Annotated in this window: 23 protein-coding genes; 10 read left to right on the plus strand and 13 right to left on the minus strand. The window is 60.8% G+C overall.

Annotated elements, in window-relative coordinates; translation table 11 throughout:
- Nucleotide 1: 1 nt before the first annotated feature.
- Complete coding sequence (locus KYT97_RS14985; protein ID WP_219112729.1) at nucleotides 2-940, plus strand: SDR family NAD(P)-dependent oxidoreductase; 939 nt, start codon at nucleotides 2-4, stop codon at nucleotides 938-940.
- Nucleotides 941-1,021: 81 nt separating this feature from the next.
- Here the strand turns inward: KYT97_RS14985 and KYT97_RS14990 are convergent, their stop codons facing one another.
- Entirely contained in the window at nucleotides 1,022-1,606 is a 585-nt protein-coding gene (locus KYT97_RS14990; RefSeq protein ID WP_219112731.1) for an HtaA domain-containing protein, read from the minus strand.
- A 4-nt stretch (nucleotides 1,607-1,610) separates the two neighbouring features.
- Nucleotides 1,611-2,366: an SDR family oxidoreductase gene (locus KYT97_RS14995; RefSeq protein ID WP_219112733.1), complete on the minus strand. Its 756-nt coding sequence runs from the start codon at nucleotides 2,364-2,366 to the stop codon at nucleotides 1,611-1,613.
- A gap of 233 nt (nucleotides 2,367-2,599) precedes the next feature.
- Here KYT97_RS14995 and KYT97_RS15000 point away from each other — a divergent pair, with 233 nt between their 5' ends.
- The 4 genes from KYT97_RS15000 to KYT97_RS15015 all read left to right on the plus strand — a co-directional run bounded on the left by KYT97_RS15000 (nucleotide 2,600) and on the right by KYT97_RS15015 (nucleotide 6,556).
- A complete protein-coding gene (locus tag KYT97_RS15000; protein WP_219112735.1) occupies nucleotides 2,600-3,412 on the plus strand; it encodes an IclR family transcriptional regulator in 813 nt (270 codons plus the stop codon).
- Between the two features lie 211 nt (nucleotides 3,413-3,623).
- Nucleotides 3,624-4,853 (plus strand): NAD(P)/FAD-dependent oxidoreductase, encoded by a 1,230-nt coding sequence (locus tag KYT97_RS15005; protein WP_219112736.1) that lies wholly within the window; start codon nucleotides 3,624-3,626, stop codon nucleotides 4,851-4,853.
- Nucleotides 4,854-4,889: 36 nt separating this feature from the next.
- Nucleotides 4,890-5,213, plus strand: coding sequence for a ferredoxin (gene fdxA / locus KYT97_RS15010; RefSeq protein ID WP_033237250.1), 324 nt, complete (start codon nucleotides 4,890-4,892; stop codon nucleotides 5,211-5,213).
- A 2-nt stretch (nucleotides 5,214-5,215) separates the two neighbouring features.
- Nucleotides 5,216-6,556, plus strand: a complete 1,341-nt coding sequence (locus KYT97_RS15015) for an FAD-dependent oxidoreductase (protein ID WP_219112738.1) — start codon at nucleotides 5,216-5,218, stop codon at nucleotides 6,554-6,556.
- 175 nt (nucleotides 6,557-6,731) lie between these two features.
- Here the strand turns inward: KYT97_RS15015 and KYT97_RS15020 are convergent, their stop codons facing one another.
- From KYT97_RS15020 to KYT97_RS15050, 7 genes are all read right to left on the minus strand, one after another.
- Complete coding sequence (locus KYT97_RS15020) at nucleotides 6,732-7,952, minus strand: CaiB/BaiF CoA transferase family protein (RefSeq protein WP_245006136.1); 1,221 nt, start codon at nucleotides 7,950-7,952, stop codon at nucleotides 6,732-6,734.
- A 5-nt stretch (nucleotides 7,953-7,957) separates the two neighbouring features.
- Nucleotides 7,958-9,106, minus strand: coding sequence for a thiolase family protein (locus KYT97_RS15025; protein ID WP_092805080.1), 1,149 nt, complete (start codon nucleotides 9,104-9,106; stop codon nucleotides 7,958-7,960).
- Nucleotides 9,099-9,512: a Zn-ribbon domain-containing OB-fold protein gene (locus KYT97_RS15030; RefSeq protein WP_033237253.1), complete on the minus strand. Its 414-nt coding sequence runs from the start codon at nucleotides 9,510-9,512 to the stop codon at nucleotides 9,099-9,101. Before KYT97_RS15030 ends, KYT97_RS15025 begins: the two co-directional genes overlap by 8 nt.
- Nucleotides 9,509-9,727: a ferredoxin gene (locus KYT97_RS15035; RefSeq protein WP_202026694.1), complete on the minus strand. Its 219-nt coding sequence runs from the start codon at nucleotides 9,725-9,727 to the stop codon at nucleotides 9,509-9,511. The genes KYT97_RS15030 and KYT97_RS15035 overlap by 4 nt, the downstream gene beginning before the upstream one ends.
- The gene (locus KYT97_RS15040) at nucleotides 9,724-11,013 is read right to left on the minus strand and encodes a cytochrome P450 (RefSeq protein WP_033237254.1); all 1,290 of its coding nucleotides are present in this window, start codon (nucleotides 11,011-11,013) and stop codon (nucleotides 9,724-9,726) included. The genes KYT97_RS15035 and KYT97_RS15040 overlap by 4 nt, the downstream gene beginning before the upstream one ends.
- Before the next feature lie 241 nt (nucleotides 11,014-11,254).
- Nucleotides 11,255-12,745: an aldehyde dehydrogenase gene (locus KYT97_RS15045; RefSeq protein ID WP_033237255.1), complete on the minus strand. Its 1,491-nt coding sequence runs from the start codon at nucleotides 12,743-12,745 to the stop codon at nucleotides 11,255-11,257.
- A gap of 117 nt (nucleotides 12,746-12,862) precedes the next feature.
- A complete protein-coding gene (locus KYT97_RS15050; RefSeq protein ID WP_033237256.1) occupies nucleotides 12,863-13,741 on the minus strand; it encodes an SDR family oxidoreductase in 879 nt (292 codons plus the stop codon).
- Between the two features lie 1,178 nt (nucleotides 13,742-14,919).
- Here KYT97_RS15050 and KYT97_RS15055 point away from each other — a divergent pair.
- Complete coding sequence (locus tag KYT97_RS15055; protein WP_033237258.1) at nucleotides 14,920-16,089, plus strand: cytochrome P450; 1,170 nt, start codon at nucleotides 14,920-14,922, stop codon at nucleotides 16,087-16,089.
- A 2-nt stretch (nucleotides 16,090-16,091) separates the two neighbouring features.
- A complete protein-coding gene (locus KYT97_RS15060) occupies nucleotides 16,092-16,301 on the plus strand; it encodes a ferredoxin (protein WP_092803899.1) in 210 nt (69 codons plus the stop codon).
- Nucleotides 16,302-16,462: 161 nt separating this feature from the next.
- Here KYT97_RS15060 and KYT97_RS15065 read toward each other — a convergent pair whose 3' ends face one another.
- The 4 genes from KYT97_RS15065 to KYT97_RS15080 all read right to left on the minus strand — a co-directional run bounded on the left by KYT97_RS15065 (nucleotide 16,463) and on the right by KYT97_RS15080 (nucleotide 20,155).
- Nucleotides 16,463-17,224: a FadR/GntR family transcriptional regulator gene (locus KYT97_RS15065; RefSeq protein ID WP_033237260.1), complete on the minus strand. Its 762-nt coding sequence runs from the start codon at nucleotides 17,222-17,224 to the stop codon at nucleotides 16,463-16,465.
- A gap of 287 nt (nucleotides 17,225-17,511) precedes the next feature.
- Complete coding sequence (locus KYT97_RS15070) at nucleotides 17,512-18,261, minus strand: SDR family NAD(P)-dependent oxidoreductase (RefSeq protein ID WP_033237261.1); 750 nt, start codon at nucleotides 18,259-18,261, stop codon at nucleotides 17,512-17,514.
- A 76-nt stretch (nucleotides 18,262-18,337) separates the two neighbouring features.
- Nucleotides 18,338-19,204: a mycofactocin-coupled SDR family oxidoreductase gene (locus KYT97_RS15075; RefSeq protein WP_033237270.1), complete on the minus strand. Its 867-nt coding sequence runs from the start codon at nucleotides 19,202-19,204 to the stop codon at nucleotides 18,338-18,340.
- Between the two features lie 105 nt (nucleotides 19,205-19,309).
- A complete protein-coding gene (locus KYT97_RS15080; protein WP_033237262.1) occupies nucleotides 19,310-20,155 on the minus strand; it encodes an NAD(P)-dependent oxidoreductase in 846 nt (281 codons plus the stop codon).
- 400 nt (nucleotides 20,156-20,555) lie between these two features.
- Here KYT97_RS15080 and KYT97_RS15085 point away from each other — a divergent pair, with 400 nt between their 5' ends.
- The 3 genes from KYT97_RS15085 to KYT97_RS15095 all read left to right on the plus strand — a co-directional run bounded on the left by KYT97_RS15085 (nucleotide 20,556) and on the right by KYT97_RS15095 (nucleotide 23,764).
- Nucleotides 20,556-21,740, plus strand: a complete 1,185-nt coding sequence (locus KYT97_RS15085; protein ID WP_095887121.1) for an amidohydrolase family protein — start codon at nucleotides 20,556-20,558, stop codon at nucleotides 21,738-21,740.
- A 35-nt stretch (nucleotides 21,741-21,775) separates the two neighbouring features.
- Nucleotides 21,776-22,003: a hypothetical protein gene (locus KYT97_RS15090; RefSeq protein ID WP_033236798.1), complete on the plus strand. Its 228-nt coding sequence runs from the start codon at nucleotides 21,776-21,778 to the stop codon at nucleotides 22,001-22,003.
- A gap of 102 nt (nucleotides 22,004-22,105) precedes the next feature.
- Nucleotides 22,106-23,764, plus strand: coding sequence for a thiolase C-terminal domain-containing protein (locus KYT97_RS15095; protein WP_172937868.1), 1,659 nt, complete (start codon nucleotides 22,106-22,108; stop codon nucleotides 23,762-23,764).
- Nucleotides 23,765-23,770 lie beyond the last annotated feature (6 nt).

Here is a 23,770-nt window from a genome sequence, read left to right on the forward strand (position 1 = left end):
GATGAACGACAGCAATGACCTTCGATTCGACGGACGAGTCGCCATCGTGACCGGCGGGGGTCGTGGACTCGGCCGAGCCCATGCACTGCTTCTCGCATCACGCGGCGCAAAGGTGGTGGTCAACGACCTCGGCGGCTCGAAGGAGGGCGAAGGCAGCGATACCGGCCCCGCGAACGACGTGGTGCAGGAAATCAAAGCAGCCGGGGGCGACGCTGTCGCCGATATACACAACGTGGGAATCGAGGAAGACTGCCACTCGCTCGTCGACACCGCCATCCGCGAGTTCGGGCGGATCGACATCGTCGTGAACAACGCGGGCATCTCCCGCTGGGCTACATTCCCGGAGGCGGACGCCGACAACCTCGAACGCACACTCGATGTGCACTTGCGAGGTACGTGGCACACTACGCGCGCGGCGTGGCCTTACATGGAAAAGCAAGGGTACGGCCGCATCATCACGACGACGTCGACCGGCATGCTCGGCCTACCGGACAATCTCGCCTACGCGACAGCGAAGGGCGCGCTCATCGGATTCACCCGGAGCCTTGCAGTCTCGTCAGCTCCGAAGGGCATCCTCGTCAACTGCATCGCCCCCAACGCCATTACCCGGCCCAGCATTTCGGCGAAGAAGCCCAACATCGTCACCACCACCCCGACAGATCCGGCCATCCTGCAGGCAATGGAAACCGGACTGGTTTCTCCCATGGTTGCGTTTCTTGCACACGAATCGTGCCCAGTGAACGGAGAGATCCTGGTCGCCGGCGCCAAGCGGTTCTCCCGATGGTTCCTCGGCATCACGCCGGGCTGGATCTCTGACGGCGAGCCTGCAATCGAGGATGTCGTCGAGCACTGGGACGAGATCAACGATCAAGATGGATACTACGTACCTGCGAGCCTTAAAGACTGGACGTCGACGTTCATGGCACATCTCGGCAGATAACTCATCGGCCCGGCCACGGGTTCCTCAGCACCGGTTGCCGCGAAGACCGGCACCGAGGAACCCGTAGCGGGGAAGTGACGGTCACGCGTCCAATTGGACTCGAATCCCCAGGGACGCCATGTCAGTGCCCTTGGGATAGACATTTCCCAACAGTTCCGCGCCGGCAGTCGCCAACTTTGTTGGAACCTCCTGCCAGACAAGCTCTTTCCACGAAAATTCTGGAGATGCGGCGTCGGTCACCACCATAGCAATGAGCTCGTCGGCATCACCGCGAACATGAGTAGCGAGTACTCCACCGCCTGGGCCCACGACGAGTTCCGGGTCCACGATCAGAACGTCCAAAAGACCATGATGCGCAACAAAGTGGACAGAGCCGCCAAAGGACAATCGCCAGTCGTCACCCTCTTGGACTGCCCGTCGCAGCGGAAACGCGAATTGCCCGTCTTCACCCTCAGTGACTCCGCCGGCGATCGTGTACTCGCCCCGTGCAATCAGAGTGACGTACCTGACGAACGATTCCCGGATTGCCCATACGAGCCTTCCTGTCGCGGCCACGAACTGGTCCACAACCACCGCTTCCGCGGATTCCGGGGCGCTGACCGGGAGTCCACCGTCTGCGTCGCTCCAGCTTTCGTTGGGGCTCAGGGGAATTTGTCTGTTCAGCATGTTCTCACCCGATGAACGATCCGCCGTTGACGCTGAGCGTCTGACCTGTCACGTACGAAGCACCTTCGGAAACAAGGTATGACACGGCATTCGCGATGTCTTGACCGGTACCCTCGCGGCCGACCGGGATGTACTTTGCCATGTCCTCTGCCGAGGGAATGGTTCCTTCCTCCCGCTTCTTCTGCACGCTCGGTGTGTCGATCGACGACGGTGCCACAGTGTTGACCGTTACGCCGCTTTTCGCGAACTCGACGGCCAGCGCCTTCGTCAGCGCAATCTGGCCGCCCTTCGACGCGGCGTAGTGGGCCATCCTCGGAGCACCGCGCTGCGCGCTGGACGAAGAGATGAGAACCACACGGCCCCAACCTGCTTCGACGAGATCCGGGAGGCACGTCTGAACGACGTTGAATGTGCCCGTCAGATTGACCCCGAGGGTGTGATTCCACTGTTCGAGCGTCATGCCCAAGAACTCCTGCTGTCGGGCAATCGCTGCATTCGCAACGACGACCGCGATGGGGCCGAGATGCGCGCGGGCTGCCTCGACAGCGATGTCGACCTGTTCACGGTTCGCAACGTCGGCACGGTATCCCTTGGCCTCGCCGCCCGCCGCGGTAATGGCGTCAGCCGCAGCCTCAGCTGCGCCGTCTACGACGTCGAGGACAGCGATCTTGAAACCGTCATCGGCCAGTCGCTGGGCGATCGCCAACCCGATACCTGCTGCTCCGCCGGAGACGACTGCAACTCGACCAGAAACCGTCATCGCGTTCGCACTCCCTTGTTCGCGGCACTGCATGCAAACCACATCGCGTTTCAATCCCTCTCGCTGACAGCCTGGTGTCCGGTGCGCGACCCATCGCCTGAAGAGCCTGACGCGCCAACACGCATTGCGTTGAATAGAACGACCGTTCCATTGAAGCCCAAGGCTTAAGGCTCGCTTGCGCTACGGTCTGTTGTCAAGCCTCTTCGGAAGAATACGAGTGAAATGGATGCGCAATGACCAAGCTGACAGATGAGGCCGAACAAGAGCCAGGCAACGAAGGGCGTCGACGGCAGCCCCTCGCGCGTGGAATCGAAATACTCACATTCATGATCGAAAGCGAACACGACTCACATGGCGTGCGAGAACTCGCTGGTCACCTCGATGTAAGCCCGAGCACTGCCCATCGACTGGTGACAGACCTCGAGAAGCTCGGCTTGATGCGACGCGCAGAGAACGGCTCCTACCGACTCGGACTGGAGTTCTTGCGGCTCGCCTGGACAACGACGAACAAGTATCCACTGCAATATCTGTCGGCCGAGACACTCAACGAACTCATGGAGAAGTCGGGAGAATCCGCATTCTTCTCGCTGTACAGCGAACAACGCCACGAGATGATGTTCACCCTCACAGCCGATTCTTCACATCCGCTTCGCTACACGCTGCCGATGCGGCAGTGGCTCCCGTTGCACGCCGGCGCAAGCGGTCTCGCAATCCTCGCCTTTCTTCCCAAAGAGGTCCGACACGCAATCGTCCACGGCCGACTGACGGCTGCAACGAATCGAACGCTGACAGACCCCGATGAACTGCTCGCGCGACTGGACACCATCCGCCGCGACGGTTACTCGATCACGCACGGGGAACGTATCGAGGGGGCAATCGCGATAGCCGCGCCGATCTTCGGACGTTCCGAAACCGTGGTCGGCGCCGTTGGCATCACTCTTCCCGAAGCACGACTCAATGCGACGAATGCATCGACACTGGTAGCGCTTGTCCGCGAAGCTGCGGGGCGGATCACCGAGCTGATCGCAGGAACGGAGGAGCGGTAAGCCGCCCTCCCCCAGCTGAAGTCGTACGCTGCGGTAGTCCAACACAAGGTTGACAGTATCCCCTGTGCGGGTCGATACTTCTGTTGCGTTGTAGCGACCAAGTGTTCCGTTAAACGGAACATGGCGCGAACGTGCAGTGCGCCCTCACCCGCTTGGGTCTCTGACAGATGGGCGGCTTCCGCGATCTGACACCACAGTAAGGACTTGAGCCATGACTGGATCCGACGCTCGGCGCCACATCCTTGTAGTCGGCGCATCGCTTGCAGGCACTCGCACCGCGCAATGCCTTCGCGCAAGCGGCTATTCGGGTCCGATAACTCTGGTCGGAGCCGAGGCTGATCTGCCCTACGATCGCCCGGCCCTGTCGAAAGGCTTACTCAGCTCAGAGTGGTCCGACGCTGCAGTGGAGGCGAACCGGCTCATCACCCGGCCGGAACTCGACGCCCTCGACATCGTTACGAGGCTCGGAACAGCGGCCACCGGCCTCGACACCACGACACGGACGGTCTCACTCGACGACGGCTCTACCGTCACCTACGACGTCCTTGTCATCGCCACCGGAGCGATCGCACGACCTTCGCCATGGCAGCCGACATCTGGAGTGTTCCAACTGCGCACTCTCGGCGAATCACGGGCCATCGCCGAGCGACTCAGCCTCCGCGAGGCTGTCGTTGTCGTCGGCGGAGGGTTTATCGGCACCGAAATCGCTTCTGCTGCAGTTAAACTCGGATGCCCGGTCACTGTCGTCGACCCAGTTCCCGAGCCGATGGAGCGACTCGTCGGACCCGAAATCGCGAGCCTCCTCGTCGACCTTCACCACCGCAACGGTGTAGAAACCAGATTCGGTGTCGGAGTTGCCGATATCCACGGTGAAGCCGGCTCCCTCACCGTAGTCCTGGATGACGGTACCCAACTCGAGGCATCGACGGCAGTCGTGGGAATCGGCTCCCTCCCCTCAACGGACTGGCTTCTCGGCTCCGGTCTCACTCTCGACAACGGTGTGCTGACCGACCGGCACCTCCGTGCGATCGGCGCAGACGACGTGTACGCCATCGGCGACGTCGCGCGCTGGCCGCATTCGGATCGAGGCATGGATGTGCGAGCCGAGCATTGGACGAACGCCAGTGATCAGGCCAGATTTGTCGCGAACGCGATCACCGGAGGCCTGGCCGAGGGGTACGACTCCTCGGACTACGTATGGTCCGACCAATACGACTGGAAAGTGCACTCGGTCGGCCGCCGTGATCCGGCAGGCAGCTCGACAGTCTTCGGAGACCTCGAGGCGGGCGAGAGAGTCGCAGTCGTCCACGCCGACGAGACCGGAAGAGCATGTGGCGCTGTAACAGTGAACTGGGTGCGCGCCCTCAATCAAGCACGACGGGTTATCGCCGCAGGCGGCCCGACCGAAGAAATCGTCGACAAACTGCGGCAATGGGCCTAATTCATCCCAGCTGCAGAGGCAAGGAGAAAAGCCGTCATGGTCTACGTAGTCACAGAGGCGTGTGTTGACGTCCAGGACAAGAGTTGCATGCAGGAGTGCCCGGCCGATTGCATCTTCGAGGGAGGCCGGATGACGTACATCAATCCGGACCTGTGTATCGACTGCGGTGCCTGCGTACCGTCATGCCCGGTCGACGCAATCTTCTACGAAGCTGAGATCCCCGGCGATCAGGAGCATTACATCGGGGTGAACGAGCGATTCTTCGCAGAGACGACGACGCCGAAGAGCGGCCGCAAGGGCGGAAAGATCGACTACGACGTCGACCTGATCACCGCTCTGGCCCCGAGGGGAGGCAGCTGATCGTGAGCACATTCAGAATCGCAGTCGTAGGGTCGGGGCCGTCGGGTTCGTACTGCGCACAATTACTGTCCGAGGAATCGGATCTACCGATCGAAGTCGATGTCTTCGAACAACTTCCGGCTCCGTTTGGCCTCGTGCGTTACGGTGTCGCCCCTGACCATCCGAAGATCAAATCCATCACGATGTCGTTCTCCGAGGTATTCGAGGAGACACCAGGTGTGCGCTTGCTCGGGAACGTGCGAGTCGGTGTGGACATCACCTCGAGTGAACTTCGTAGCCACTACGACGGGGTGGTGTTCGCCTCCGGGGCCCCGCTCGACCGACGACTGGGTGTGCCGGGGGAAGACCTTGCAGGCGCACACGCGGTTCGCGACTTCGTATCCTGGTACGGCGGTCATCCGGATACGCCGTCGAACGCATTTGTACTCGACGGGCACCGAGCGGTCGTGATCGGTGTGGGAAACGTGGCACTCGACGCCGCACGCATGCTCGTGCGCACCACCGAGGACCTGCGTGCCACCGATGTACCCCAGCACATCGTCGAGGCGTTCACGGCGAGCACCTTTTCCGAAGTCGTCATCGTCGGGCGCCGAGGCCCCGCGTATGCGAAGTTCACCAACAAGGAGTTCATCGAGCTACTAGACCTCGAGAACTGCGACGTCATCATCGACCCTGACGATCTCGAACTCGATGCCGCACAACAGGAATACCTCGATTCCAACCCCGCTGCGACGCGCTTGTTCGCTTCATTCCGCAAAGCGGCGGAGCGTGGTGCGCTCGGCCGAAAGTACAGGATTCGCTTCGTGTTCGATCGCACTCCCGTCGAGTTCCTCGGCGAGGACGGATCAGTGTCGGGTGTCCGACTGGCGAAGACCAGCGATCCGACTGTCACGGAGACTCTCGATACCGAACTCGTTTTCCGCTCGGTCGGATACATGGGCAAAGCAGTGCCAGGCCTTCCGTTCGACACCGAGACCGCCACCGTTCCCCATCGCGATTCACGGGTGATCGACGGCGAAGAAGAAGTTCCCGGGGTGTACATCGCAGGATGGATCAAACGGGGGCCGACGGGAGTCGTAGGGACCAACCGCCGATGCGCCTTGGACACTGTCACGTCGATCCTCGAGGACATCGGCTCGAAGTCCTCGTCGGCCTCCACCTCGACCGTCGTGGACGAACTACTTCGCTCTCGCGGCGTCCAGGTTGTCGACTGGGCGGCCTGGCGAAGGATCGACGAGGCTGAGCGCGCGGCAGGCGAATCGACGGGACGTGAGCGCGTGAAACTGCACGACCGCAACGAAATGCTGCAGTTCGCTGCCGACGACGTGATTCGACTCGGCTGATCGTAGCCACCGACCGGCCGTTCAACGGCCGGTCGGACGATTCACCACGGTTACATCGTCGTCCAACTCACGTTGCCCGGAAACGGCTTCGGCGAACCTGTAGATACGGCTGCATTCCACAACAGGTCTGCCCCTGCGGTAATAATCACCGCAGGGGCAGACCTGTTTCACCGTCTTACGTTGTGACGCTCACAGCCGACGGCACACCGACCACACCGTCTGTCACGAGTGCCGCTATCTCTTCGTCGGTGAGTCCCAATTCCGTCCTGAGAATGTCGTCCGAGTCCTCGCCGAGGGCGGGAGGATAGCCGGGCTCGACATCGGCGGTACCGACGAAACGGATTGGCATGGCGACGTTCTCGAACTCGACCGTTTCGTTCCCCACAGTCACGAGCGATCCGTCATCGGCTTCTCTCGCATCGTCAAGAGCTTCGAGCACGTTCTTCACTGGAGCTACCGGAACCGACGCCGCGGTGAGCAGGCCGACCCACTCTGCAGCCGGGCGCTCGGCGATCCTGGCCTCGAGAATATCCGACAGAGCTTCCCTGTTCTGCAAGCGTGTCGCAGCATCCACGAAACGCTCGTCGACAATCAACTCGTCGAGCCCGACAACACGGCAGAGATCTTCCCACATGCGTGGTGTATTGGCCGTGACGACGAACTCGCGGCCGTCGCCACCACGGAAGGAACGGTAGGTCGCGATCGAATCATGTGCTGCCCCTTGAGGACCGGGCGCAACTCCGTTGAGGTTGGTATACAGGGCTTGGTAGGACAGCATCGCCAGCTGTCCGCGGAGCATGGAAACATCGACGATTCTCCCGCGACCGGACTCTCCGCGAGCATGAAGAGCGCCGAGGATACCGATCACTGCGTATAGCCCGGCAACCACGTCACCGGCTGGTATTCCGAGCCGGGCTGCTGGGGAGCCCGCATGTCCATTCAGACTCATCACACCGCTGAGCGCCTGCACGACCATGTCGTAAGCCGGTCGGTCGCGCCACGGACCTTCCTGCCCGAATCCACTGATCGACGCCCAGATCAACGCGGGATGGTCCTCCACGATCTGCTCGGGCACGAGTCCGAGCCTGGTGGTGACTCCTGGCCGAAAGTTCTCGATCACAACGTCAGCTCCGGCGATCAGGTCTCTGACGACATCTCGTCCACGCGGCGACTTGAGATCGACTGCAATACTTCGCTTATTGCGATTGTTGGCAAGGTAATACGCACTGTCACCGTCAAGCTCCGGACCGACGATCGACCGACTGGAATCGCCGCCGAGCGCCTCGACCTTGATCACGTCTGCACCGAGGTCTCCGAGAAGCTGTGTTGCAGACGGACCGGAGAGAAAAGTCGTCAGATCGATGACCCGGATCCCCTCCAATGCGGGCCGTTCCACCGTGATCACACGCCCTCGAAGATATGGATCGTGCAGGCGCCGTGGTCCAGACCGGCCGTGCCACCACCGGTCACATGCGTCATCGCCCAGCGTGCGTCGTCGACCTGGCGTGCGCCGGCGTTGTCGGTCAGCTGCCAGAATGCCTCGGCGACCTGTGCCACGCCGCTGGCACCGACCGGATGTCCCTTCGAGAGGAGACCACCACTGGGGTTGACCACGACGTCTCCGCCGAAGGTAGTCTTTCCGTCGCGGAGAAGATCGATCGCACGTCCACGCTCGGCGAGGCCGAACGCCTCGTAATACACGAGTTCGGCGATGGAGAACGCGTCGTGCAGCTCGATCATGTCGAGGTCCTTGGGTCCGATCCCTGCCATCTCGTACGCGTCAGAAGCGGAATGCTGGCTGATCTCCGGCATCGTCATGTCGCGATACCCCTCCTTGACCTCGCCCGAGTGCAGAATCGAGGCCGCGACACGCATCCCCTTCGGTGTGTTCAGACGGTTGCGAGCGCGCTCCGACACGAGTACGACGACGGCTGCACCGTCGCCGGTCGGGCAGCACATCATGAGTGTGAGTGGATCGGCGATCGGACGTGCGCCGAGCACCTCGTCGACTGTCACCTCACTGCGGAACTGTGCGAAGGGATTGAGCGCCCCGTGCTTGCGCGCTTTCACACTGACAAGTGCGAGATCCTCGACCGTCGCTTCGGTTTCGTGGAGGTACCGCGTCGCACGCATCGCGTAGACGGCCGGCATCACGATGCCTTGCTTCACCTCTCGATCCTCGGGAGACAACGGAAGGGTCCCTCCGCCGAACTGGGTCAGTTTTTCGACTCCGACCACGACTGCGACGTCGACAAGCCCTTGTGAGATTGCCGTCCAAGCCTCGTGGATAGCCGTCGCACCGCTCGAGCATGCGTTGTCGACATTGACGGTGGGCACCGTCCCGAGGCCGATTTCCTTACAGATCCGTTGTCCGGTCATCATGCCGCCGAAAGAGTGTCCGACGTAGACCGCGTCAACGTCCGACTTCTCTATCCCCGCTCCGCGAAGGGCGTCGACGAGCGGTGCGACGGCGAGTCCGACATACGACGATGTGCGGTGTTTGCCGAACGGGATCATGGCCGCCGAAACGACAAAGACTTCTTCAGTCATCGGATTCTCCTCCATTCACACCGGATACCGGAGCGAAGAACCAATTGGAGCCATCCACGCCGAGTTCTACCTGCAGTCCGGGTTGCAATGACTTCCCGTTCTCACGGATATCGGCGAGTGTTCGAACATCACCCTCTAGGTCGACGTAGCCCAGGATGCGGACACCGTCGCCGCCGACATGCAGCCGAGTGAAGGTGTACAGCGAACCACTCGTCGGGAGCTCGATGCGACTCACCTCTGTGCTGACACAGGCACTGCAGACCACGCGGACGCCGATCATGGCGCGCCCACAGCGATCACATTTCGTGCCGACAAGCCGCGGCCCACCAGGAAAGGACCCGAGGAGGCCGTCACTGTCCAGATCGGCAATCGGTCGAGAGACCGTCGCCTCGGTCGTAGTTGTCACTGGGTATCGACTCCTTCTGCTCCAGCTGCACGAACGATGGAACGCGTCGGGCAGACGTCGATCGCCTGCTGAATGTTGTCGTGGTCGTCACCGTGATCGTCGATGACCACGGCGATGCTCATCTCGTCGAGGTCGAAGGTGGCCGGAGCATAGAACGTGCACTGCCCCGACCCCATGCACCGATCACGGTCGATGGTCAGTTCGCCCGATATCACGCGTCCGCCTGGGTGAATTCGAGATAGAGATGGGTATGCCCGCGGAACTTGTAGCTGCGGATGAGTTTCCATTCGCGTTCCCCTACGGGTCCGTGATACTGCTCGTTGATACGAATACTCTTGGTACGCTGCAGAATTCGCTGTATTGAGAAGACCGCCTCGGCGCGCGCAAGCGGCGCTCCCGGGCAGGTGTGGATACCGCGGCCGAATGCCAGGTGCTGCCGCGCGTTCGCGCGCTCAACCTGGAACTCGCCGGGGTTTTCAAAGACCTTCGGGTCGCGACCGGAAGCCCCGTTGATCAACATGATGACGGTGCCAGGTGCGAGGTCGAGGCCCCCGATACTTGTCGGCCTCTTGGTGAGCCGGAACGATCCCTTGATGGGCGCCTCGACGCGAAGGGCCTCTTCGATGAATTTCGGAATGAGTGACGAGTCGGCGCGCAACCGGTCCTGCAGTTCGGCGTCCTCGGCGATCCGCTGCATGGCGATGCCCAGGAGCTGGACGGTTGTCTCCTGCCCTGCCGCGAAGAGGTTGGAGGCGATCCGTGCGACCTCGATCGGCTCGGGAAGCGAACCATCCGGGAAGGTCGCAAGCGCCATTCCCGTGAGGACATCCTCTTGCGGTGTCTTCCGACGGTCCTCGATCTTGGCCACGAAGTAGTCGTACAGCGTCTCTAGGCCACCGTGGTGAACGGCTTGGAGTTCGAGATTTCCCAATACGGGCGCCGGCACGGAGGCCAGGAGGTCGAGGAGCATCGAGTGCTCTTCCTCCGGCATACCGAGCAGGTCAGCGACCGCGAGAACTGTGTACTTCTTCGCATAGTCCCAGATGAATTCACAGTTTCCGCGAGGGATGAGTTCGTCCAGGTAACGGTCGGCGGTGTCCTTGAGGAACTGCTCGTTCTCCTTGAGCCGCTTTGGCGTGATCAACCCCATCAAGATCGCGCGGTGATCCGTGTGAAGTGGTGGGTCGAAAGTGACGAGTTGATCGTTCGACGAGAAATATCCGCGGTGCTTCTCGAGGATCTCACTGATGTCGTCGCCGACGATTTCGAAGGGGAGGTCGACCACGGGGCCACCGGTGCGGTTGATCGACGAGTACACGTCGGGCTGGTGGTAGACCTGCAGTGCTTCTTCATAGCCGGTCACGATCACGACGCCGTACTTCGGCTCGCGGAATACCGGATGATTCGCCAGCATGTAATCGAAGTAGGGCTCCGCCTCCGCCGCGATGTCAGCATCGGTGAAGAAATCGGTCTCTCTGGGGTTGATCTCGACGCCAGTCATCTTTCGTCAATTTCCTTTCTTTGCGCGACCCGTACTTGCTCTGGTAGCAGGCTGAAGCACTGCCGAGTTCGTAGTAATTGATCGAGGCCGCCGCACCGTGCTCGTTAAGTTTCGTCAGCGGGATCGCCTGTATCGCAAACGCAACGAACAGATTCGATTCCCACTGGTCAGAGGTCAGGCACAGTTCCGGGCAGATGCGATATCCCGGCCTGCACGCAGCAGTCCGGGATATCGCGGCTGTTCATCGGAATTGCGCGGGAGCTCCGTCTAGCAGCACTGTCTTGGACTCCAGGTAGGGCAGGAGGCCCTGAAGGCCACCTTCCCGCCCGACGCCCGACTGCTTGAAGCCGCCATATCCCATCCTGGTGTCCGTCTTGAATCCGTTGTGCCCTACCGTGCCCGAACGAAGTCGACGTGCGACCTGGTAGGCACGGTCCACATCATTCGTGAAGACAGCTGAGTTGAGTCCATATGGCGTGTCATTCGCCAATGCGATTGCGTGCTCTTCGTTCTCGGCCGGGATCACCGACAGAACTGGCCCGAAGATCTCCTCCTGCGCGATGGTGGACCTGTTGTCGACATTCGAGAACACTGTCGGCTCCACGAAGAAGCCACGGTCGAGGTGCGCGGGACGGTTGCCGCCCGTCACGAGCGTCGCGCCCTCGTTCTGGGCAGTGTTGATGTAGCCCAGAACCCTCTCCTGCTGCCTGGCCAGGGCAAGCGGACCGAGCTGCGTCTGCGGGTCGAAGGGATCTCCGACCCGTACCGCTCCGAAGACCGAGCCCAGCGCCTCGGCGAACTCGTCGTGGCGCGACTTCGTGACGATGACGCGGGTGAGCGACATGCACACCTGGCCGTTCAATGAGGTCTCCTGCGCAGCGATCGCAGCAGCTGCTGTGGCGAGGTCGTAGTCGTCAAGGATGACCGCGGCCGACTTGCCGCCGAGTTCGAGGGTGTATCGAGCCAGACGCGCTCCACACGTTGCACCGATTTGACGTCCCACAGCACTCGAACCGGTGAAAGCGATCTTGTCGATCCGCGGGTCGGCAACAAGCTGCTCGGAAACCTGGCGGTATCCGTTCACGACGTTCAGCACGCCTGGCGGCAGGCCGATCTCCTCCGCGACCTCGGCGAGAATGTACAGCTCACCCGGCGCTTCCGGCGGGGCTTTGAGGACCATCGTGCAGCCTGCGAGAAGAGCCGGCGCGACCTTGTACGCGGCGAGAGAGAGTGGCGTGTTCCAGGGAACGATCGCCCCGACGACGCCGACCGGCTCGTTGACGACCGCACCGAACGCGGAGAACTCGGGCGTATCCTGCGTCGCCCACGGGTAGTTGGCGGCAAGGTCGGCGTAATACTCGAAGAGCGCGGGCACGCGGCTGAGCGCGCCGACAGACATACCGAAGATGACTCCGGCCTGACGTGTCCAGAATGTGCCAGCCTCTTGAGTGCGGGCACGCAGGCCGGCGGCCATCTTCCGGAGGTACTCAGCTCGCTCCGCGGGTTCGAGAAATGGCCACGGAGAGTTATCGAAAGCGTTGCGCGCCGCGGCAATTGCCGCGTCCATGTCTTCGGGACCGGTCTCGGCTACGCGGTAGAACGTTTCCTCCGTCGTGGCATCGATAATGTCGATACTGGAGGGATTGGCCGGAAGTTGCCACACGCCGTTGATGTACAGACGATCCGGATGCTTCAGATTGATTGCGGTGTCGCGAATGTCCAGGACGGTCACAGAAGTCTCCTTGGTTCAAGTTGGTAGATCTCGGGGAGCGAGTGCCCCTGACGCCGGGTGTTCGATGAACAATCCCGGCTCAGTTACCCGAGTTCGCGTGCTCGTTCTCGGCTGGAGTTACGCACTCGGCTGCTGCGAGAGGACGCCGCGAAGAGTCCACCCGAGCCGATCCGGCGCCAGCCCTGCGATCTGTAGCGCGTTCATGCCGAAGTCGACGGAGGTGTGCGTTCCCGACACGTAGCTCGCTAGGTCGCTACCGAGGAACGCGAGCACTTTCGCCATCTCTACCGACTCTGCAAGACGCCCTGCCGGCCCGAGGTCAGCTTCGACGGCTTCCTGACCGCCCTTCATCTCAGCGAATTCGGGCAGCATCCCCGAGATCGTCATGGCGGGGAGAACGGCGTTGATCCTGATTTTGCGCAGGCTTGCGAGCGGAGCGACCTGCTCCGCGACCCAGAAGTTGAGCAGACGCTTCGACATGATGTAGCCGAGCGATCCGGGAACACTGCCGAACTCCGCTTCGAACTTCTGAACCGTCTGTACGAGGTCGTTCCAGTTGTCGCCGCGGGTGAAGAGCTCCAATTCTTCACGCACTGCAGGGGTTTCCCAACGGACCCCACCATTTGACGTTACGAAGACGAGAGAACCGTTCTCCGTGATGCGATCAGCAAGAAAGGTGTCGGTGACGTACTTGTTCGCGATGAAGTTGACGGTGAGTGTCTCCAGGAAGCTGTTGTGAACACCGGAAACTCCCGCGACCCCGAAGAAGACATCGATCTGCAGTGGCAACTGTGCAAATGCCGCATCGATCGAGTCCTTGTTCCCGAGGTCCGCGATGATGGACTTCGTAACGCCGGCAACCGGGGGCTCCACTCGATCCAGTGCATACACATTCGCACCGAGATCAACCAAGATCTCGGTGAGCGCCTTCCCCATACCCGACGCGGCACCGGTGACGACGGCAGTCTTTCCGGCATATCCGAAGTAATCGTTCACTTAATTGCTCCTTGGTGTGTTGTGGACGGGACATGCAGGAGGCATCGGCCTCTGGCACCGCCGTCCGTTGCATTTCGGATTCACAGCGCTAGCGGAATTCGGTGGGGCCATGTCGCCACCCTCTGCGACGGAAGGCGTGGCGTACCTGATACCGCAGATCCGACATTGTTGAATGTCCCTACCGAGGCAAGAATCCCTGAAAATGATTTTTGGACAACGGAATACACGTTGACTGCCCCACTCGCAAGGCTGGGCACGGCAGAGTGCACCACTGTGAACACGAACGAGCAGACTGCCAACATCAATATGGCAATTCTCGAGCCGAGTGGGCGCCGAGAATCGATTTCGGTCGGCACGAGTGTCGTCATGTCTTGTCACTCTCACATCGAGGTCTGCGGCGAAGGAACAATGCGTGTGGGAGTTGCCGGGGCCTCAACGAAACAGTTCGCTTCGACCGGGTGTGCTCCGTTTCGGTATGCACAGGACTGAGCTATGGCGGAGTCACCACACACAAACCCTGTTCGCTTTAACGGAACACCTGATCCGTACAACAGTAACAGTGTGCTGTACGACACCATTGGTGTCAATCGTCGCCCTGATAACAGACCTGGTGGTCACTGCACGATCATTCGTCAGCGAACAATGCCATTCGACCGATACGCGGTCCCCCCACAGGGAAACCCACAGACGCTTCGCCGACACTCTTACCTGAAAACGCAGTACACGCCGCCCACACCAGCACTGGGAGATAACTTGGGAGCCAGGAGTTTACAGCTCGAACAAAGCAACTCCCGCTGCCCGCGACACTCAATTCGACCCGGCAGTTCGGTATGCGCATTTCCCCGTGAACCACGCCGGGCGGGATACACCTACGCCAGAAAGTCAGAGCTACAACAACATTGACAAGGCATGCCTACGTGGATTTACTGCACCCCGGACGCAAGCAGTGCACCCGCAGCACACTGCAGACCTGATCGTCTGCATTGGTCATCGCATGACGTTCGCTGGCGTTTTCACGTGAAACTACGAAAGTGCAACGCGGGCAATTCAGATGAGTTGCCTCGTGGTCTAGACGCACGGCACTAATCGTGACTAAACTCTCGAAAATAAGCACTCCACCTCAAAAGTAGGAGGCGCTCATTCACGCCCCGCGCTGTTCGCCGATCAAGGGAGATCTCATGGCTACCACAGCCTTCTCGACGCAACGCATGGATCCGTACAGTCCCCCGCCCGAGCACCTGCGACTGCAGGAAGTCGAGCCGGTCAGCCAAGTTGGCTGGCAGAATGACGGCAAAATCTGGGCGATTACGAAGCACGCAGACGTTCGTGCCGTTCTGAGCGACAGCCGGTTCAGTTCGGATCGGACATTGCCCGGCCACCCGACAAATCTCGGATACGCTCCGGGTAACAAGCTCAAGCAGTTGATCGAGATGGACCCCCCGGAGCACACAGAGGCTCGAGGTCGTGTAATGGGGGAGTTCACCTTGAAGAAGATCAGTGCTATGCGTCCGCGCATCACCGAAATCGTCGACCAAGCCCTCGACGCGATGCTGCTGGGGAAGTCCGAGGCTGACCTCGTGGAAGCACTCGCACTCCCGGTACCGTCAGTTGTGATCGCCGAACTGCTCGGCGCACCGTACGAGGACCACGACTTCTTCCAGAAAAACAGCTCTGCTTTCGCCGATCCTCATGCATCCTCCGAAGTGCGCATGGAAGCGATGGGTCGACTCAAGGGATATATTGCCGATCTTGTGAATTCCCGCGTGGAAAATCCGGGCGACGACATCCTGAGTCGACAACTTGCGGCCGGAGCGAACCCGGAGGACCTGACCGGCCTCGGAGTCCTCCTGCTCATCGCCGGACACGAGACGACCGCCAACATGATCTCCCTCAGTATCGCAACGCTGCTGGACAAGCCCGAACTCCTTCAACAACTACGCGATAATCCAGAGCTCATCCCGGGCGCTGTGGAAGAACTGCTGCGCTACTTCACGATCGCCGAGATCGGTGGTCTGCGTCTGTCGACCGACGACATCGAGATCGGCGGTACGTTGATCCGGTCAGGCGAGGCAGTGTTCGCGGTATGCAATACCGCCAACCGCGACCCGGAGGTGTTCCCCGAGCCGAACAAGATCGACTTCACACGAGGAGCGCGTAATCACGTCGCTTTCGGTTTCGGTCCACATCAGTGTCTTGGACAGAATCTCGCTCGATTGGAGCTCGAAGTCGTTCTCTCCGCAGTCATCCGTCGGATTCCGACACTGCGTCTCGCCATTCCGTTCGGGGAAATTCCATTCAAGGAATACGGTCCCACCTATGGAATCTTCACGCTCCCGGTTGCGTGGTGACGATGCTGATTGTTGCCAACCAAAGCTCGTGCATAGGGTCTGGGCAGTGCGTCTTCACCGATCCCGACACGTTTGACCAGGACGACAACGGGGTGGTGGTCGTGCTTCGTTCGGAGCCGGCGGCCGACGACGAAGTGGCGCTGGCCAAGCAGGCTGTTGACGTTTGCCCGAGTCGCGCGCTCTCGCTTGTGGCAAGAAAGACTCCTGTGTGAGCCAGGGGGCACACAGGCATCGGATACCACAACCTCTGCGAACCTCCGCCCGTCGGAGTGGACTGGTTCGGCACTGAAGAGTTACTCACTGCAAACGAAACTGCGGTTTCCCCCTCACCTGCAACGAGGGGGAAACCGCAGATCTGGCCGAGGCCGCAAGCTCAATCGAACAGACTGATGATCGAATCTCGTTCGCGATTGCGATAAACGACTTCCGCAGCACCGTAGAGGTGCGCTCGCCAGTGCTTTTCCGCCGCAGCCGCGTTTCCTGCTTCGACCAATCGGACCAATTTCTCGTAGTCCGCGATCACACCGGGAATGTACGACGTGTCCGCAACCGCATCGGGATCTGCTCGACGTTGGATACTCACGACGCGATGAGCTCCGAGTACGTCCGCCAATGACTTGGATTGCGCCTCGAGTGTCTTGTTCCGGCAATGCAGCGCGATGAGATTATGGAAGTCTCCGGTGAGCGATACCCAGCGCGCAAAGTCCGCTCCAGTATCGACGCCTGCCTCCCACACTCGATACTGCTCTCGGACGCAGGCCGTCAACTCCTCCAAGCCTTCTCGGGTGCAGCGCTCTGCCAGCAATCGCACGCAGATGGCACCGAACTCCGCTCGCGCTTCGAGCAGATCCGCAAGAGTTGCACCGCGAGTCTGCAAGTACAGTCCGATATGCCTGGACGCAACGCTTAGGTCAGGTAAGCGCACCTGAGGTCCGCCTCGAGCTCCGGTCAGTACCGTGATCAAGCCCTCGCTTTCGAGAATACGAAAGGCCTCACGAAGCGTCGGCCGAGAGACGCCCAGATCTTCGACCATCCGTTTCTCCGTTGGAAGCATACCGCCGGGGAGAATCTCGCCTCGAACGATCTGTCCGCGCAGACGATCAGCAATTCGCTCCGAAGCCTTGGGTACACGCACGCTCGAATGCGTGGCCCCTCCCCCAAATTGAGAGTGCACGCCTTCACCGATCCTCTCCCCGTCACTGACATGACAACTCTAGCCCGCCTGGTTGGCATTACCTGATGTCCGTACCAGTGCATCATCGATCCCATCGACGAGTTTCTGCCAAAGGTTCTTCGAACTCGAAATCCAAGGCCGGACAACGTCGCCGCCTGCCGAACGCGGACTCACTGAGGCCCATCACATTACGTGCGACGTGCCGCAGTCGGTCCGAGACGCACGAGCACATGGCGGGCGGGGCGCTACTAGCCGATCATCATCAATCCACCGTCAACCGCAAGTAGTTGACCCGTGATGAATTTCGCCGCGTCACTCGACAGGAATGCCAACACCGGCCCCAGGTCCGACACCGGATTGCCCAGCTTGCCCCCAAGGGGAATTACCATCTTCAACTGCTGCTCGTACTGCTTGATCGCCTCCGGACTCATGGTGCCGAGCCTGCGGTCGGCGCCCGGCGTCTGGACAGCCGGCGCGAGCGCATTGACTGTCACGCCATCCGCACCCCACATTTTGGCCACCGACCGCGTCCACGAATGCACCGCAGCCTTCGCTGCCGCATAGGTCGCCGAGACCGGGCTTCCCGAAACTCCTTCGCTGGAGCCGAAGTTGATGATCTGGCCGCCGGATTCTTTCATCACTTCGTACGCAGCCTGATTTGCGAAGACCGTTGAACTGAAATTGACGTCGATCATGGTTCGGATGTTCTCTGCGTCGATGTGTCCCGGCGCGCCCAGTTGCCAACTGCCTGCCGCATGGATCAGTACGTCGAGACCGCCCAACGCTGCGACTGCTTTTGCCACGGCTTGTTGCACCGACGACTGATCAGTCACGTCACACCGAATCCAGGTTGCTGCCGACTCGGTATCGGGTTCGGTGTTGTGGAAGGTGCCCACCACCCGAGCCCCGGATGCAGCGAGCACTTGCACTGCAGCCGCTCCGATTCCGGTGGCGGCACCGGTAATCAATACACGCCTGTTTTCGAGAGACAGGTCCACTTCGTTCTCCTCCACGCTGCCGTAATTCTGACGCCGCCCGCCACGATTCAAGTAAAATTGAGCTTTACTGACTAATTCAGGCAGGGGCGCCGGAGGACGTGCTGACCAACAAAGCCCCGGCGTCGACCTTGAGCTGCTGACCGGTCACGTACCGCGCTGCATCCGAAGCCAGGTAATACACAGCCTCACTGATGTCACGCGGATCGATCGTGACGACCGGAAGTTGGTGTGCGATACCGAATGCGGGCTCGGCGTCCTCCCGAGTCGGGTTGGGTAGATCCGGACGGAACACCTTGTACATAGCGTCGTTCTGAAGCATGGGAGTGTCGATGTTTCCGGGATGCACTGCGTTGACCCGGATCGACAGCGGGGCGAACTGCAAGGCTGCGTCGTGGACGAATCGCGCCACACCCCGCTTCGCGTACGCGTATCCCGCGGCACCGGGGCCGGCCTCAGGACTGGTCATCGTCTGGGACATCATCGCTGCCATCGATCCGGTACAGATTATCGATGCACCCGCACGTAGATAGGGGAACGCGGCTTCGACGGTGTTGACAACACCGACCAGATCCACCGATACCGTGTCGAGGAAAGCCGACGCGGCGACGTCCGGACCGAGTGGGCAGATACCTGCGTTCGCTACGACCACATCGATACGTCCGAACTCGTCGTAACCGGCCTGGGCCGCGGCGATGAGTGCGGAGCGATCACGTACATCTGCAATGCGCGGCAGAACCCGGCGACCGAGTGCGGTGATCAGCCGAGTCGTCTCGTCCAAATCAGACTCAGTGGCCATGGTATGCGTTGCGGATTCGATCTGTGCACAGATGTCGATCGCAATGATGTCGGCGCCTTCCTCGGCCAACTTGACCGCATGACTACGGCCTTGACCCTGACCTGCACCTGTAACGAAAGCTACTCGACCCGACAAACTTCCGGCCATTTCCGACTCCTTCTCCACGTATTCGTTCAAGCTGATTTCGAGATCCCACATAGTGCAGTGGCCGACCATCGCAGATGCGGTGTCATCGCCGGCGCCTAGCTATCCTCAAGCCCGCGACTTCTCGAGTCCGTCGGCCTGTACGCGGTCGTCGAGGTCCATCGGTCCGCGTTCGGCCGCGGCAAGAAGATCCTCGATATCGATCCCCAGATCCGCGGTGACAGTCCTGACGGAGGCAAGGTCCTTTCGCAGATAGCGGGGCAATCGGGCGCTGTAGGTCTGTGCATCCTGTTCGGACGCAGCGACGTAACGCGCGGCAGTGCTGCCTCCGCTACTTACAGCAAGTACGTCGAGAAGCTTGTTCTCATCCAATCCGAGGGATCGTCCTGCGGCAAGGGCCGAAAGCGTAAGTTGAGAACACGCTGCGAACAGAGCATTGTTCAGTAGCTTTGCGGCCAGCGCTGTACCCAACGGACCGGTCCGGTGAATATTCGACGCATACGCCGCAACAACGCCGGCTGCAACATCGACAGCATCGTCGTCGCCCGCAAGCAGCACTGTCAATTCCCCACGACGAATATCCTCAGGCTTCCCACTGAAGGGCGCCTCCACCACTGATACCCCACCCTTGTGCCCGATGTCGCGGAGTCGCTGGATCATCAACGGACTCCCCGTCGTGTGTGAGATGAACAGGGATCCCGGACTCATCTTCTCGATGATCGGCGTGCACTCCTGGAGTACGTGCGCATCACTGAACAGGCAGGTGACCACTACCGGAGCAGCCGCTAGCTCCTCCTGATGCGCCGCAATAATTGCGCCACGTCCGGCCAACCTATCCCGAACCTCCACGCGTCGGGCATAGACGGCCGTGCGTCGGCCCGTAGCGAGGAACTTCTCGACCATCGGTTCGCCGATCTGGCCGGCCCCGATGAATCCGATATCAGGCAGAGTCATTCATTTGCTCCATTGTTCGAGGACAGTCCGTGCCGCACGTGTCAGCGTCGCCGAGTCAACGCAGATGGGCGACAATCTTCGCTGCACTCACGGCAGACACGCAGGTAGGACTGAGGGCGAATGTGCCGTCGTCCGGCATCTCGAATTGATCGGAATCCAGGCGGCTGAACTAGTAATAAGTGAACTAGTTCTACCATGTGTCCTCCATCACGGCAAAGGATCGATAGCATTCCCGCCACGGGTCGAGATCGAGTGTACGAAGTTGCTGGATAGTGCAACTGACTACTACCGATCCGCAGGGTGGAATTCAGTAGTGACGTGGGCAACAGTGCATGCTACCGTCCACATAGGTAAACAAGTTATCCCTTTCGCGTGCGTTGAGGGTACCCCCGGAGGACTCATGCCCCTGCAGAACCACATGCATCTGATTTCCACCGACGATCACCTGATCGAGCATCCGAAGCTCTGGTCGGATCGTCTGCCGAAGAAGTTCCTCGACGCCGGACCCCGGATCATCGAGAAGGTGATGCCGCGATCGGTGCACGCCGGTGACGGCGCCCGCGGTGATGCCGGCACCAAACTCGCCGAAGTGTGGATCTACGAAGACCGTGTCTACCCGTACATCGGACTCAACGCGGTGGCAGGGAAGAAACCCGAGGAATACGGCGCCGAACCCACCCGGTACGAGGACATGATCGCCGGCTGCTTCGACCCGAAAGCCCGTGTGCTGGACATGGATATCGACGGCGTCCAAGCCGGACTGTCCTTCCCTTCATTCCCCCGATTCGCCGGAACGGTCTTCCTCGAAGGCAAGGACCGGGAGTTGGCGTTGCTCTCGGTCAAGGCCTGGAACGATTACCACATCGACGAATGGTGCGCGAGCGCCCCGGACCGGTTGATCCCGCTGGTGATCCTGCCGCTGTGGTCGGTGGAGGAATGCGTCAAAGAGGTCTACCGCACCGCCGCCAAGGGCGCGAAAGCGATTTCCTTCCCCGAAAATCCTGTACCGCTGGGACTTCCGTCGTTCCATACCGATCACTGGGATCCGCTGTTCTCGGCGTGTGAGGATGTCGACATCCCGTTGACCGTGCACTTCGGCACCTCGGGTAAGGCCCCGATCACCGCCCCCGAAGCCCCGATGGCCGTGATGACGGCGCTCTTCGGGTGCAACTCGATGTACGCGACCGCCGATCTGTTGTTCTCCCCGGTTTTCCATCGCCATCCGAAGTTGAAGTTCCTGCTCTCCGAGGGCGGGATCGGCTGGGTTCCGTACATGCTCGAACGGATGGATCAGACGTGGGAGAAGCACCGGTTCTACCAGAACATCAACCAAACAGTGCGTCCGTCGGAGTTGTTCTCCAAGCATCTCTTCGGTTGTTTCATCGAAGACAACTTCGGTATCAAGAACCGTCACGACGTCGGTATCGACAACATCACCTGGGAGGGTGACTACCCGCACTCGGATTCGAACTGGCCGAACAGTCGCAAGAAAGTACACGACGCGATGATCGATGTTCCCGATGACGAAGTCGAGAAGATGGTCGAAACCAATGCCCGTGCCCTGCTGCACTTTCCCCGCACCTAAACCACTGCCGCGACCGAGAAACCGGGAGGAATGCCATGGAAGAACTGATCGAGCAGTTCCCAGAAGATGATTGGGTCGACCAGGACCTGCTCACGCGAGACCTGGCAGGCGAATTACTGGACGCGGAGATCAAAGCCGAGAAAGAACGCCTCGAATCTCCGGATGACGCCGACGCCGGCCTGTTCAGCCACTCCGACCGGCGGCGCAGAATCGCTGCCATGGTTGCCATCCGGGATCGCCATCGTGCACCGAATACCCTGTAACGCTGTGAAATCCGACACCCTGCAGCGGCGCCGGCACCAACAGGTCAGCGGTGTCCCGTGCCAACGACGAGCAACGAAATCGCAACTTCGAGCGGAGAACACGTGAGTCCCATCGTGGATACCGGCCGGCCACTGCCCCAGCCGACACTGGCAAGCGCCGAGTTCTGGGCCTCGGGCGCCGATGGCATCCTGCGGATCGCCCAATGCTCGGATTGCGGTAAACGCACACATCCACAGTCGGTGCTGTGCCCGGACTGTCATGGTCGCAAGCTCCCCCTGCATCCAGTATCGGGAAAGGCTGTTGTCGTCGGCGTGACGATCAATGTCCAACAGTGGCTTCCGAACTTCCCGCCGCCGTACGTCATTGCGATTGTCGCGTTGGCGGAAGATCCGCAGGTGCGCCTGACGACGAATATCGTCGGGTGTGAGCCAACTGATGTCCAGGTCGGTACTCGAGTCCGTGTCGTATTCGAGCAGGTCGAGGAATCAATCTGGTTGCCGCTCTTCGAGATCGATCCCGATGCCGACGAGCCCGGCCCGCTCCCCGAACCCGAAAACTACAAATCCCGGCTGCGCCAACCGGTGAGCACCAACCGGTTCGAGGATCGGGTCGCGATCAGCGGGGTCGGACAGTCGAAAATCGGCCGCCGACTCATGGCCGACCCGCTCTCACTCACTGTCGATGCATGCTTGGCCGCCGTCACCGATGCCGGTCTGACGCTCGATGACATCGACGGATTGTCCACCTACCCAGGCAGATCCGTCGGCGGCATGTCCGAAGGCGGAATCATGCCCGTCGAGCAAGCACTGCGGATACGTCCGACCTGGGTCAACGCAGGCGGTGAACTACCCGGGCAGAACGGATCGATCGTGGCCGCGATGCTTGCGGTGGCCTCAGGACTATGCCGGCACGTGCTGTGTTTCAGAACGGTGTGGGAATCCTCGCACTCGGAACTCGTCCGCTCCGGCGCTTGGGCGTCCGGCGCCGGCCGAGCCACGGACATGTTCGAATTCCGTCATCCTTTCGGCGCGATGTCTGCGGCTAACTGGATTGCCTGCCAAGCGTCGCACTACTTCCACCGCTACGGCGATGCGAAGGACGCTCTCGGGGCAATCGCCGTAAATACCCGCGACAACGCCTCCGCTAATCCGGAGGCCGTATACCGCACCCCCATCACCATGGAGGATTACCTCACCGCCCGCCCGGTCTCCACACCGTTCGGCCTGTACGACTGCGACGTTCCCGTCGACGGCGCGGTAGCGGTCATCGTCTCGGCCGTCGACACCGTGCAGGACCTGCGCCACAAGCCCGTGTTCGTCGAGGCTGTCGGTACTCAGATGATGGAAAATCTCTCCTGGGATCAAGGCACTCTTACCCATTTACCGCAATCTCTCGGACCCAGCGCGCATTTGTGGAGTCGCACCGACCTGCGGCCGGATGACGTCGACGTCGCCTTGCTCTACGACGGGTTCACTTTCAATGCGTTGTCCTGGCTGGAAGCCCTCGGGTTCTGCGAATTCGGCGGCGCGGGGGACTTCATCGACGGTGGCCGCGGTATCGCGATCGACGGGCGTCTACCGCTCAATCCGCACGGAGGCCAGCTTTCTGCCGGTCGGACCCATGGTTACGGATTCTTCCGAGAGGCCGTGCTGCAACTTCGCCGGCAAGCACCTGGCCGTCAAGTCACAGATCCACGCGTCGCAGTAGTTACCTCGGGTGGCGGAGTGCCATCTGGAGCAATTTTGCTGCGCGCCGACTGATTCCAC

This window comes from Rhodococcus globerulus (assembly GCF_019334125.1).
In the GTDB taxonomy this organism is placed as follows: domain Bacteria; phylum Actinomycetota; class Actinomycetes; order Mycobacteriales; family Mycobacteriaceae; genus Rhodococcus_F; species Rhodococcus_F globerula.